Genomic DNA, 14,003 nt, shown 5'->3' with positions numbered 1-14,003 from the left:
GCACGGTTCGGAATCTTAGAAGAACCAATCTAAATGCTCCGGGGGCAGACATGAGCAAATCAACACAAGAATTGATGCTGAATGCGTTAAAAGAAATCAAAACGCTGAAGCGCCAGCTGGCCGGATACCAAAAGGCCGCCCACGAACCCATCGCCATCATCGGCATGGGGTGCCGCTATCCGGGCGGCTCCACCAACCCGGACCAATTCTGGGAGCGTCTCTACAACGGCGTCGACTGCATCACCCAGCAGGACAACAGCGAACGTTGGAACATGGACGAACTCTATGATCCCAACCCGGATGCGCCTGGAAAAATCTACACCAAAGGCTTGGGTATCATTGACGATCCGGACCAGTTTGATGCGGAGTTCTTTGGTATCTCTCCCCGTGAGGCGGAGGACATCGATCCCCAGCATCGCCTGTTGCTGGAAGTCTGCCACGAAACCATGGAAGCGGCCGGTTACGCACCCGGTCGCCTGAACGGCAGCCGCACCGGTGTCTTCATGGGAATCGCCTCGGCCGATTACGCCCATCTGGGCAGCATCCTGGGCAAAGCCGAAGAACTGACGCCCTGGCAGGGCATCGGTAACGCCATGAGCGCGGCTCCCTGTCGTATCTCCTATCTGTACAATTTCAAAGGCCCGGCCTTGGCCCTGGACACCGCCTGCTCCTCATCACTTACAGCATTGCACTACGCCTGCCAGTCCTTGAGACAAGGCGAATGTGACACGGCGTTGACCGGTGGTGTGCACCTGGTGCTGAACCCGGCGATCTCGATCGTGTTCGCCAAGGCCCGGATGTTGTCGGAAGATGGCCACTGCAAAACCTTTGATGCGGCCGCGGACGGTTATGTGCGTTCCGAAGGCTGTGGTGTGGTGATGCTGAAGCGGTTGTCGGACGCCATCGCCGATGGCGACAACATTCTGGCTCTGGTCAAAGGCACGGCGCTGAATCAGGATGGCAAATCCCAGGGCTTTACCGCTCCCAATGAATCTGCCCAGGAAGACGTGATTCGGGCCGCCTTGAAACAGGCGCAGCTGGAAGCCAAGGATGTGAGCTACATCGAAGCCCACGGCACCGGAACGCCATTGGGTGATCCCATCGAACTGGGTGCATTGAACTCGGTGTATTGTGCCGGGCAGAGTCGTCGCCATCCCTTGTTGGTGGGCTCAGCGAAAACCAACATCGGTCACAGCGAAGCCGCTGCCGGCGCGGCCGGGCTCATCAAGCTGATTCAGTCCCTGCAGCACCGAACCATCCCGCCACACATCAACTACTCCACACCGAACCCCTATATTCCCTGGAGCAAAATGGCGATCCAGGTTACAGACAAACTCACGCAATGGGATCAGTACGCTGCGGAAGACGGTAAACTGCGGGCCGGGCTCAGCGCGTTTGCCTTCACCGGCACCAACGTGCATGTGATTCTGGAGGAATATTCTCCGCCGCACAAAACCGACGCATCCAGCGCGGAAGATTCCGCGCCGGTGGCGCAGCCCTGGGTGCCGCCGCTGGTGCTCGCCTCGGCCAAACAGCCTCAGGCGGTCGCCCAGTGGCAGGACGCAATGGGGCATCACATGGACGTGAACCCCGCATTGAGCTTGTCGCAGATAGCACGTACCTGTGCCGCCGGGCGCGATCACTACAAATTCCGTACCGCGTTCCTGCCCAAATCGGTGGAACAGCTGAGTGCGTTACTGAAGGAAAAACGAGGCCAGGCTGAAGGCATTCTGCGTGGCGTCAAGGCCAAACCCACTTACAAGGTCGCGTTGTTGTTTTCCGGGCAGGGCGCCCAGTTTGCTGGCATGGGTAAGGAGCTTTATGCCGAGGTGCCTGCCTTCCGCCAGCAGCTGGACCTGGTGTTCGAACAATTGAATCCACAGCTGGATCAGCCGTTGCAGGACATTATGTGGGGCGAACAAAGTGCCTTGTTAAACCAGACCCGGTATACGCAACCGGCATTGTTCGCACTGGAATACGCCTTGGCCAAAACCTGGATGCAATGGGGTATCAAAGCGGATTGTGTGGCGGGTCACAGCGTGGGGGAAATCACCGCTGCCGCCATCGCCGGGGTCTTTAATCTGGTCGACGCCGGCAAGCTGGTGACGGCCCGGGCCCGCCTTATGGGGCAAACGCAGCCGGGCAGCATGCTGGTGGTGTTTGCCGACCAGGCACAAACCCAAAGCCGGTTGGAGGATCATCCCGATCTGGAAATCTGCGCCCTGAATGGCCCCCAGAACACCGTGGTGGGCGGGCCGCCGCAAGCGGTGCAGGCGTTGCAGGCCGCACTGCAGGCGCAGTCGGTGGAGTGTCGACTGTTGCCGGTGCAGCATGCGTTTCACACCCAAGCCATGGAGCCCATTCTGGATCAGTTCCGGGCCGCCATCAGCGACATCAAATTCACCGTGCCCCGCATGCGGGTGCTGTCCAACCTCAACGGGCAGCATGTGGGCAAACAGATGGCCGAAGCAGACTACTGGGTGCAGCAGATTCGCAATCCGGTGAACTTCCTGGCCTGTGCCCAGGGCTTGCTGGAGGCGCAGGTGGACGTGGCGTTGGAAGTGGGTCCCGGTGCCGCCCTGGCGTCCATGGTGCAGGACGCATTGGCGCAACATCATCAGCAACACCACAGTGATGAAAAGCTGGTGACGGTGGCGAGCCTGCAGAAAAATCACAGTAGTCTGGACACCATTACCCGCAGTCTGGCCCAGCTCTATGTGGCGGGGCTGGACCTGAACTGGGCGGCCGTGGTGCCGGTGAAACAGGTGGCGCCGCTTTCCCTGCCCACCTATTGTTACCAGCGCAAAAGTTTCTGGAACGAAACCCTGCGTGCCTATATGCAGCGCCAGGAGCTGCCAGAGAAAGCCAGAAACTGGCTGTACCAGTTACGTTGGGAACCCACCGAGCCCCTGCACGACCTGCCCGTCGGACAGGGTTCCTGGGTGTTGCTGTTCCCAACGTATTCCATTGCCGATGAGTTTGCCTCACAACTGGGGGAGCAGGCCACGGCGGTGACCACCGCCTGTTATCAGTTTGAACACGATACGGTCACCATCGAGTCGGCGGCGGAGCGGGAGACCCTGACCCGGGAAGGCGATGCCAGCCATTTATTGCAGCAGCTGCTGTCCTCTGCATCGGCGGGGCAGCCCTTGCGCCTGGTCTTGTCCACCGCGGGATTGGAACACGCCAATGCAGCGGATGTGTCTTCAGCTCTGACCCGCCTGGTATTGAGTGTGGCCAAAACCGTGCAGCAAACACCCCATGTGGAACTGTGGCTGTTAACCGAGTCGGCCACGGCAACCCCAAATCAGTTGGCGGAAGTCAAACCGGAACAAGCCATGGTGCTGGGCTTTGCCAAGAACCTGAGCCTGGAACTGGCGGATAAAATGAAAGCCGCTGTGGACGTGGAAAGCTTCTCAAAAGCCAACGCATTACAGGTGGCCAGGGCCATGACCAACGGAGTGGATCGCCCCTGGGTGGCGTTGCGACAGCAAAGCTGGTGGGCGCCTGCCGTGGCCCGCGTAAACGCCGATGGCCTGGCCAACCGCAATCGCAAACTGACCGACGAGGGCTTTTATGTTATTGCCGGTGGCACCGGCTCCCTGGGCCTGTCCATTGCTGAATGGATGGTGCGCATGGGCGCCCGCCACCTGGCGTTACTGAGCCGATCCGGGGTGAGCGGGACCGCCGTTGAGCGGGTGGAGGGGCTGCGCAAACTGGGCGCCCAGGTGGAGATCCCGCCGGTGGATCTCACGGACCGCTCTGCCTTGGAGCCGGTCTTGAATCGCTTGCGTCTGGACCGCCCGATCAAAGGGGTGGTGCATGCCGCCGGCGTGTTTGAGCTGTGCCCGCTGCAGGAACTCTACGTTGAGCGCTGCCACAACCTGATGGCCAACAAAGTCCTTGGCATCCAATGGCTGGATGAACTCACGGAGCAGGATGCTCTGGATTTCTTTGCCGCCTATTCCTCCATTGCCTCTGTTTGGGGCTCTGCGGGTAACTTCCATTACAGCGCCGCCAATCAGGTGGTGGATGCCGTGATCCAGCGCCGCCGGCAACGGGGTAAACCAGGCATCGTCCTGAACTGGGGCCCCTGGGCAGAATCCGGTATGGTCACCGACGAGTCCGGTGATCAGGCGGAAAAACGGGGCCTGTTGCAGATGAACCAGTCCATCGGCACGCAAACCTTCGGGCGTCTGCTCAACTGTGATGAGCCCCAGGTGATTGTGGCCGACATCCGTTGGCAGCGTTTCAAACCGCTGATGGAGATCACTGCCGCTGGGGGGCTGCTGAAATCGGTTTCAGACCCGGAAGATCCGGCTGCGCTTTTGAACGGTGATGTGGAACTCAACGCTGAGGACATCGCCTTCAAAGAGGAACTGGCAGAGTGCCCCGAAGACGAGCGTGGCGAACGCCTGCTGGTCTACCTCAAGCAACAGTTGGCCAAAGCGCTGCAGTTGATGCCTGATGAAGTGGATGACAGTCAGCCCCTGATTGACATGGGGATCGATTCCCTGCTGGCGGTGGAGTTTAAAAACCGCGTCACCAAGGTGACGGAAGTGGAGTTGCCCGTGGTGCGAATGCTGGGTGGCGCCAGTTTACGGGATGTGGCCCAATGGATGGCGGAAGCCTATAACGCCCAGTTGAACGGTGACGCCCAGTTGAACGGTGACGCCCAGTTGAACGGTGACGCCCAGTTGAACGGTGAAGAGGCGGCCGCTGAAACCGATGACAGGGTTGATGATGTTGTCGAAGGTGTACTATGACCGCGGGCATTGAGCACCTGCTGCAGCCGCACCTGGAGCGCGGCCTGGAGTTGTGGCTGGAGGGCGAGGCCCTGCGTTTCAAAGCGCCCAAGGAATTGATGACCCAGGATCTGGTAGCGGTGCTGAAGGCCAACAAGCCGGCCATTCTCGCCTGGTTGAAAGCGCAGGCAGAAGACAGCAATGCTGACCACGCGCCGGAGCTGCAGGATGAGTACCCCCTGGCGTATACCCAGGGCGCCATCTGGATGCTCTACAAGTTTGCGCCCAACAGCCCGGCCTACAACACCACCTTCGCTTGCACCCTGGCGGAGGGCATTGATGAAGCGGCGGTGAAACAGGCATTCCACGCCCTGATGGTGCGGCATCCGGTGCTGCGCAGCACCTTTACGGACACCGATCTGGGGCCGCGTCAGCGGGTGTGGAGCCACCTGCCCATGCCACTGCAATTTGTGGATGGCCGTCAATGGAGCCAGCAGGAATTACAACAACAACTGGAGCAGGAAGCAGACGCGCCGTTCGACCTGCACCATGAGTCCTGCCTGCGGGTGAAGCTGTTCCGCAATACCGTGCAGGGGGATATCCTGATGGCCACCATCCAGCACGTGGGTGCGGACCTGTGGGCGCTGCTGATCGTGGCCCAGGACATCAAACAGTATTACCAGGAAGCCGCCCGCGGCCAGGCGCTGTCTGTACAACCGGTGAGCGCCCGCTACCGTGAACATGTGGAGTGGCAACAACACTTTCTGGAGAGCGCCCGTGGCAAACAGGAGCGGTTTTACTGGCAACAGCAGTTGACCGGCGCGCCGTTGGCCATCTCGTTACCCGAAGACAAACCGCGGCCACCGCTGTTGCAACTGCAAGCCAAAACCTTCACCCAGCGGGTAGCCCCGGAACAATATCGGCTGATCAAGCAATTCTGCAAACACAACAGTATTACGCCGTTTGTGTTCGTGCAGGCCGCATTCCAGTTGCTGGTACATCAACGCACCAGTGCGCAGGATTTTCTGGTAGGTACACCCACCATGGGGCGCTCCCGCAAGGGCATGGACCAGGTGGTGGGGGATTTTGCCAACCCGGTGGTGTTGCGCGCACGGGTGCGACCGGAGGCCTCGCTGCAGAGTCTGTTCAGCCAGGTGAAGAAAACCCTGTTGGCGGCGATGGAATACCAGGAATGCCCCTTCCCCATTGTGGTACAGGATTGCAATCCACCCCGGGACAGCAGCCGCACGCCGCTGTTCCAGCTGATGTTCGTCTGGCATCAGGGCAACGCCGATATGATGCCCAAAGACGGCTTCATCAAAGACATCCTGCCCATGAGCGGGCCCCGCGGTGCGCCCTATGATGTCATGTTGGCAGTGAGTGACCTGGGTGATCACTTTGAAATGAACTGGACCTACCAGACCAGTTTGTACCAGGCAGAAACCGTGGAGGGATTTGCCCGGCAGGTACTGGAATTGATGGCCCGTAGCCTGGAAACCCCGGCAGAAACCAGCATACAACAGTTTCTGGAAAGTCCTGCCAATGCAGCGGAGCAAGTGCTTGTCGAGCAAGTGCAACAGACACTGGCGCAGCAACTGCCGCAACTGGCACAGTATGATTATCAGGTGCTGGTGGATCGAACGCCGGCGGGAGAATGGTTCCGTCGGCTTATGCTGGTGAGCTCAGCGGAAACAGCGCAGTCGATGTTGCCGGACCTGCTGCAGTTAGTGGACGACGTGGTCTGCCTGCCTGCGTTACCTTATACCGTCAGTGGTGCCGTCGATACCTGGGCATTGCGGCAACAGACTGCCCTGGACCAGCGTTACCTGGCAACATTGCTGGAGCAGGCCGGAGGATCGGCGGCGGATCTGTTGATTGGGCGCCAGCGGGAGCTGTTGCCCACGTTTTCCCAAGGGCAATTGAAACAGACGGCTGCGCCGAAGGCCTTGGTTACGCCGCTATCCCAGGTAAACCTCGACGCCCGTCCGGATGCCTGGATGCAGGGCCAGGCATTTGCGCCACAAGCCGACGCGGGGCAAGGCGAGTCCCCTGATGCACCCACACATCTGTTTGCCGCCCTGCAACAGACTGCCGCTGCGTTCCCGCAAAAAGGTTTTGTCTTTGTTGCTGAGAACGGCGCCGAGCAACTCTACACCTATGCCCAGCTGGAACAGGATGCCCATGTGGCCGCCACCGGTCTGCTGCAGTCGGGTCTGCACGCTGGCGATATCCTGCTGTTGCAAATGCGGTTTGACCAGCGCTTTTTTGCGGTCTGGTGGGGCGCGGTGCTACTGGGCATTCGCCCTCTGGTGGTGGCAACACCGGAACACTATCATGAGCGCAACGGGGTGGCACAGAAACTGTATAACGTGGCCCACAACTACACCGGGTTGATCGTGGCGGCTGATCGGGCGCGGGTGGCGGACACGCAAGGCTGGCTGGGTGACGGCAAAACAGTGATCGATGCCGACCGCCTGCTGGAGCACGGCGAACCCATGCCCACCCCGGCGTTTCAAGCCGATCCTGTGGCCTTCCTGCAGTTGACCTCCGGCAGCACCGGTACCCCCAAAGCCATCCAGATCACTCATCAGGGTGTGCTGCATCATGTGGTCTCGTCTGCCCGGTTCAATGGTTACAGTGCTGAGGATGTGAGCCTTAACTGGCTTCCGTTCGACCATGTGGTGCCCATCCTCACCACCCATTTGAAAGACGTGGTGCTGGGCATTCAGCAGATACAATTGCCCACTGCGGCCGTGTTGTCCGATCCGCTGTTGTGGCTGAAAGCCCTGTCCCGTTATCGGGTGAACTTCAGTTGGGCGCCGAATTTTGCGTATCAGCGGGTGCTGGATGCATTGGCACTCAGCGAGGAATCCCTGGCGCTGGATTTACGTTGCGTGAAGATTCTGATGAACGCCGGGGAGCAGGTATTGGCCCCGGTGGTGCAGGGCTTCCAGGCGGCGTTGGCACCCTATGGCTTGCATGAGGATGCTGTACAACCGGCGTTTGGTATGGCGGAAGCCTGCACCTGCATGACCTACAATAATCACGCATCACAATCCCTGTCCGTGCATTTTCGACCCACCGATGATCCCTCCGTGGTGGACGTGGTGTCCGATCCCACCCTGGGACAGGGTTTTGTGGATCTGGGGCCGGTGATTCCCGGTGTGGAAGTGCGCATCACTGACCAGAACAATCAGCTGTTGAAAGAAGGCGTCATCGGCCGCATGCAGATTCGGGGCCCGGTGGTGACGCCGGGGTATCTGAACAATCCAGAGGCCAACGCGGAGGCCTTTGTGGGGGACGGCTGGTTCAACTCCGGTGACCTTGGCTTCATCTGGAACGGGCACCTGATTCTCACCGGTCGCGAAAAAGAAATGATCGTGGTGAACGGGGCCAATTACTACTGTTTTGAATTGGAACAGGTGGCTGCCAGGGTCAGTGGTGTGAAACCCACCTTTGTTGCCGCCACCGGTGTCAGCCTGGAGCAGGGTGCCAACAGTGATGTGCTGGTGCTGTTCTATGTGGCAGAGCCGGAAGCGGATCGTACCGCCCTGGAGCGGCAAATCGCCGCCCGGGTTGGGGAAAGTTTCAGTGTGGTACCCCGCTATGTCATCGAGGTCAGCCAGGACCATTTCCACAAAACCACCAGTGGTAAGATTCAGCGTGGCCAGTTCAAGAAACTATTTGAAGCCGATCATTATCAGGCGGCAGTGCAGGATTACGTGGAGCGGCATCGTACTGACCCATCCAGGGTGGACACGTTGTTTGCGTTCCAGCGTCGCGTACGCAAAATCCAAACCGTTCAACAGGAATATGAGTGCCTGACCTTGTCAGAGGCGGAGAGGTTGGAGGTGAAACGGTTGGAGGCAAATGAAACCGCAGATCAACACGCAGCCCCTCTGCTGTTGAACCTCGGCGCTTTGGATCTGGATCTGGATCTGGATTTACAGCAGCCTGAGCGCGGGCTGTTGGCATGTGCCCGGCTATTGGCGGAATCGCTGCCGCAGCTGATGGCGTTGCGTGCCCACACAGCATTGGCCATCTGGCTGCAGACACCTCACCAGGAAGCACTGTCCCTGATCAAGCCGTTGCTCGAAACCCTGCGCCAGGAAACAGGGCTTGAGCAACTGGCTTGTGTGCTGACGCCGGGCTTGGATCGTCCAACGTACCCACAACCGGGCAGCATCGTCTGGCAGCAGGACGCGCAAGAAGTCTCCATCGGCCTGGTGAACGTGGCGCAAAATCCGGTTCCCAATGAGCCCATCGCGCGTCGGGGCACCTACCTGATCAGCGGTGGCCTGGGTGGCTTGGCGCAAAGCCTGTGCGACTACCTGATCCGGGAGCGCAAAGCTCAGGTAATTCTGTCCGGACGGCAGCCATTGGCGGGTGACAGCCGGCGGTTGTCCCGCTTCAATCAGCTCCGGGCCCGCTATGGCGAGCAGATCCACTATGTCTGCTTGCCGGATTGGCAGCCGCAAACCCTGACGAATAACCTGAATGCCGCGTTGGCCGCCATCGACAGCAAGCGCCTGGACGGTGTGTTCCATTTGGCCGGTGTCATGGGCATGGCGCCCCTTGACGGACTGACGGATGCTCATTGGCATACCGTGATGCAGCCCAAGGCTGAAGGCACCCGGGCCCTGGCTGAATACCTGAAAGCGCATTGGCCTGATAGCATTCTGGTGCAGTTCGGCTCCGTCAATGGTTTTTTCGGTGGTCAGTCAGCAGCGGCCTACAGTGCGGCCAATGCTCTGCAAAGCCAGATAACCGAGACCTTGAATCGAACCACATCCATCCGCAGTTGGTGTTTGAACTGGAGTGTCTGGCAGGGCGCAGGCATGGCCCGCCAGTTCTCCACCGCCGATCTGCAGATGGCCCGCAACAAGGGCTTTCTGCCGCTGTCCCTTGCACAGGATGCCGGACTGATTGCCCGGGCGTTGCAGCTGCCCCCTGACAACTATTGCATTGGGCTCGATGCCCGTAATGCTGAGATCCACAAACAGGTGGTGTCCTGGGAGCGAAGCCGGGAGCTCATCGACGTGCTGGTGGACGGTCCTGCTCTGGACAGCCATGCTCTGAACAGTCCTGCTCAGGACAGGTCTGCGCCGCAGCGGGCGCAACTGCAGACAAAACTGCAAGCGTTGACACCGGCCCTCATGGCCCACGCCCACACACCGCAGTGGAATATTCAGATCAGTTCAGAGCCTCTGGCCCGGAATGCACAGGGGATGATTCGCCCGGACCAGCTGCACGTCCTGCGGGTACAAGCGGAAGACCAGGGCGAAGCCCCTGCCACCGCAACGGAACAACAACTGGCTGCCATCTGGAGTGATGTTTTGGGGCGGCCGGTAACCGATGTCACGCGCACGTTCTTTGAGTACGGTGGCCACTCCATCAATGCCACCCAGGTGGTGTCCGCCATCAACAACCGGCTGGGATTGCCGATCACGGTGGCTAACCTGTTTCAGTTCCCCACCATTCGGGAACTGGCACAATTGGCTTCCGGGGATGATGCCCGGGTACATACCCAGCGTTTGTCTCTGACCCTGCCGGATTGCATCGCGCGAGGGGATGATTATCGCCTGGATGCCATCAACCCGGATGTCGAGAGTGCGCAGCGCCTGGTGTTTCTGCCCACGGCATTGGGCATCCCCAGTGCTTATGGTCAGATGGCGGGAGCCTTGGGGGGATTCCAGGCGTTTGCCGCCACCGTGCCCATGCTTGATAAGGGGCACACCGAGATTTCCGCCATGGCGCGGGGCCTGATCGGATTACTGGAAGAGAACGGCTTACTGCACCCGCAAACCATGCTGGTCGGCTGGTCTATGGCAGGGGTGCTGGGGTATGAAATCCTGGCGCAACTGCATGTGCAACGCAAGCCGCTGCCGCGCCTGGTGATGCTGGACAGTGGATTTGCGGATGGCCTGCATGAGATCACCTTTGACCCTGCTTTTCAGCGCCTGATGTTTGCAGTGGAATTAGGCCTAACGCCGCAACATTTTGCTGATTTTAATCAGCAGCCGGACGACAACACAAAGTTACAATGGTTGAAACAATATCTCCCCACGATTGGCATTGAAGTGTCTGAAGAAATGTTGATAGAGTGGTGGAGAGCCTATCATAAGCGCCTGAAAAGCTTACTCACTTATAAGATAGAAGGGGAGTTGGCGGATGGGGACATACACTTGTTCAAAGCGGACTTGCATACCCATGGGCGCAGCGATTTAGGCTGGAATGATAATAATAACCGAATCAAATGGACGTTGATTCAGGCTGATCACCAGGGCATTGTGAAACAGCCTGAAACGTTCCGCAGGATTCAGGAACTGTTGGCATAAGAGAGAAGATCAATGGGAACCATCTCACTGCTTAGCGGCGTACTCAAACAGGTCTTGTTGTGCAGACAGCTCCGGCGTCCACGTGCCGCCGCCGGATTCCTGATGGTGGCTGCAGGCTTGTTGGTCTCATCAGTCAACCTATCGGCTGCCGGTTTATCGCCGGCAAGCACCTGCAATCCGTTGGCAGTGGAAACCTGCGGCCTGCCGTTTCCCAGTGACCTGTTCCGCAATACCGTTGGGCGCTATAACTTCGCCGACTCCATCCTGGATCGGCGCACCTCCGGCTTGGTACGTACGCTATTGCCGGCGCAGGCCCAGTTCCCGGCCGCCTTTCGACCCACCCGGATTTTCAACGACAGCACCGGTTTTTCTGCGCTGGGGCCTGTGTTGTTCGAGCTGAATGACTGGCCGCTCTCCGATATTCCCAAAGACGGTGAAGGCTATCTTCATGTCTACAACCTGGCCACCGGTGAACGGGTGCCCATGGTCGTGTCATTAAGTGGCGCAGCGCAGCCGGAACGGGATCTGCGGGAATCCCGCCCGGTTATTATCGGTTGGCCCCGCACCCGTTTTGAATTTGGTGAAAAGTACATTGCAGTGTTGTTCAAATCCGCGTTGAACGATGGTTTCTACAGCTCTTCCAACGTGGAGTTGTTCACCGCCTCAGAAGGGGTGCAAAAGGCATTGAACCGCAATGCCGGTTGGTTGCTGAACTATGTCTACAACACACCACTGAACGCCATGGATGACCTGGGCATTGACCGCTCTGATGTGCTGTCGTTTACCTGGTTCACGGTACGGCGGGAAGCCGAAGTGGTGGAACCCATCCAGCAGATGGTGGCCTCCGCGTTGGCGTACCCCAACTACCTGCGTAACCTGAAGGTCAGTGAGCCTTTGGGGGATCCGAACTTTGGCCTGGTGACCCTGAAAGGGGATGTGTCCCTGGTGAACTTCCGCAGCCCGGATGGCGGTGTGTATCCTCCTTACGAGTCTATTTCCGACCCATCCCGCCGCATCACCGATTTTGTGCTGACCTTGCCCAAGTGGGACAAGGCCGAGCCGGTGCCGATTTCGGTATGGGGCCATGGCTTGGGTAACTTCAAAGAACTGACCCGCAGTGGTTTCATCATGGGGGATCGATTGGGCATGGCCACCATTGCCATTGATCACCCCAATCATGGCTCCCGCGTCACCGATTTTGACTCCCTCAAGGAACCCCATATCGCCCTGGCGGTAACCTCGCCGCTGACCATCATGCAGTTGCTGGGCATGTTTGTGCAGGCCACCGTGGATCACAATGTACTGATCAGCAGTGCCAGTCATATCCTGCCGCAGTACCTGGCCAACTGGGAACACAGTGACTATCCCAATTTGCCGGCACTGGATGGCTCCCGGGTGATGTTTGATGGAATGTCTCTGGGGGCGATGCTGGGGGTGACCATTGGTGCAACGGCGCCGGAATTGCAGGGGGCATATCTGGTGAACGGTGCCGGCAGCCTGATGCAGGTGTTTTCCGAATCAACCTTCTGGGATGACTTCACCAGCAATGTGATTCCCCAGAATATGAATGGCGCGGAAATGCTGTTTGTGCTGGCCATGATGCAACACTACGTGGATATTGCTGACGGTAACAATTTTGCGCACTGGTATCGTTCACCGCCCGCCGGCCGGTCACCGCGCCCGATGGGAATGCATTATTCCCTTGGTGATGGCAGCATGAGCAACGATGCCACCCGGGCCTCTGCGGAACTGGTGGACTTGCCGCTGTTGAAAGAAGTGATCGAACCGGAAGCCAACCTGCGCTTTGGCACAGACGGGCTGGCTGGGTTTGAGAACGGCTATGGCCTGGTGCAGAGTGGCTATGGTTTGGAACAGGCGGAAGAAGCGTTGAACGCGTTGAAGGAATTCGATATCGAGGATTCCCTGGGATTGGGGGATATCGCTGTGTTGGGCGGCCTGGCGGGAATCGGGACGGAGATTCCCGACGGTGTGCCGTTTGCGGATTACCTGTCCGGTTTGCTGGGCACCAACGATGCCAATCAAATCGACGCCATTGTGGATGCAATCTATGCCGGCGATGCGGAGGACTTCCTCACCCACTTCAACCGGGGCGGGGTACAGGCGGTGCAGCACGCCATCGAGTGGCGTTGTGAATTGTTGGGTCTGGATGCGGCGCGCTGTGCCAATGCCAAGCAATTGGCGGTGGAAGACGCGGAAAACAGCGGCGGACTGGACGATCTCATACCAGGAGGCACCGATACCGATGACGATATTACCGATCTGATTGAAGAAGGTCTGAGTAATGTCACGGTCAGTGAAGGCAGCGCCGGTGCGGTCGAGTGGTTGTTGTTGGCGATGCTGCTGATCGCTTTGGGTGGGCACAAACAGCGGGGCAGATTGCTGCCAATCCGCTGCCGGCGAACCCATGACGGGTAGTCCGGGTTCCTTATTCCGCACCCGCCTGCTGCCTCTGATCCGCTCCCCCAGGGCGAGGGTCATCACGGCTGCATTGGCTTCTGCAATCACCTGGTTTTGCTGGGCGTATTGGGCCAACCGGGAGCTACCCGAGCAGGCGCTGGTGTCCGGCTTGTTCCAGGGCGGAGTTAACCTGCTGACCACGGCGTTTGGCAGTGCGTTGCTGGAAGCCCTGTTCCTGCGCTTTGGTGACAGTGCCAAAGGCCAGGCAGGTGCCATCCTGTTGGTGAGCTCCGGTTCCCTCTGTCTGATGCTGGTGGCCCATTGGCTGGCGGCTACCCCCAATGTGCTGTTGACCGTGTTACCTGTCTATACGGTGGTGCTGATCTATTGCACCTCCTACGTTGTTGGTTTGAATAAAATAAAAACAAAATATGAAGCAGAAGAAGTGGCAGTCCCTTAACTCGGTTAGCTCGGTTTTCATAAAAGTCCCCCCCACGCGTGC

General features: G+C 58.9%; 4 protein-coding genes. All 4 read left to right on the top strand.

Features of this window, described 5'->3' with window-relative positions; genetic code table 11:
• The first annotated feature begins 50 nt into the window (after nucleotides 1–50).
• From D9N14_RS07345 to D9N14_RS07330, 4 genes are read left to right on the top strand one after another with little or no spacing between them, the layout of a single operon-like run.
• Complete coding sequence (locus tag D9N14_RS07345) at nucleotides 51–4,766, top strand: type I polyketide synthase (RefSeq protein ID WP_290578564.1); 4,716 nt, start codon at nucleotides 51–53, stop codon at nucleotides 4,764–4,766.
• Nucleotides 4,763–11,083 carry an SDR family NAD(P)-dependent oxidoreductase gene (locus tag D9N14_RS07340; protein ID WP_290578562.1) on the top strand — a complete coding sequence of 2,107 codons (6,321 nt, stop codon included), beginning with the start codon at nucleotides 4,763–4,765 and terminating at the stop codon, nucleotides 11,081–11,083. The genes D9N14_RS07345 and D9N14_RS07340 overlap by 4 nt, the downstream gene beginning before the upstream one ends.
• Before the next feature lie 12 nt (nucleotides 11,084–11,095).
• Nucleotides 11,096–13,519, top strand: a complete 2,424-nt coding sequence (locus D9N14_RS07335; protein WP_290578560.1) for a hypothetical protein — start codon at nucleotides 11,096–11,098, stop codon at nucleotides 13,517–13,519.
• Nucleotides 13,509–13,961, top strand: a complete 453-nt coding sequence (locus tag D9N14_RS07330; RefSeq protein WP_290578558.1) for a hypothetical protein — start codon at nucleotides 13,509–13,511, stop codon at nucleotides 13,959–13,961. The genes D9N14_RS07335 and D9N14_RS07330 overlap by 11 nt, the downstream gene beginning before the upstream one ends.
• Nucleotides 13,962–14,003 lie beyond the last annotated feature (42 nt).

The organism is Ketobacter sp., from assembly GCF_003671495.1.
GTDB lineage: Bacteria > Pseudomonadota > Gammaproteobacteria > Pseudomonadales > Ketobacteraceae > Ketobacter.
The sequence above is the reverse complement of the archived record's forward strand: the minus strand, read 5'-3'. Positions and strand labels throughout refer to the sequence as shown.

Bases quoted from the DNA above. Each gene is read 5' to 3' on its own strand.
- D9N14_RS07345 (WP_290578564.1), top strand. From the start codon at position 51: ATGAGCAAATCAACACAAGAATTGATGCTGAATGCGTTAAAAGAAATC.
- D9N14_RS07340 (WP_290578562.1), top strand. From the start codon at position 4,763: ATGACCGCGGGCATTGAGCACCTGCTGCAGCCGCACCTGGAGCGCGGC.
- D9N14_RS07335 (WP_290578560.1), top strand. From the start codon at position 11,096: ATGGGAACCATCTCACTGCTTAGCGGCGTACTCAAACAGGTCTTGTTG.
- D9N14_RS07330 (WP_290578558.1), top strand. From the start codon at position 13,509: ATGACGGGTAGTCCGGGTTCCTTATTCCGCACCCGCCTGCTGCCTCTG.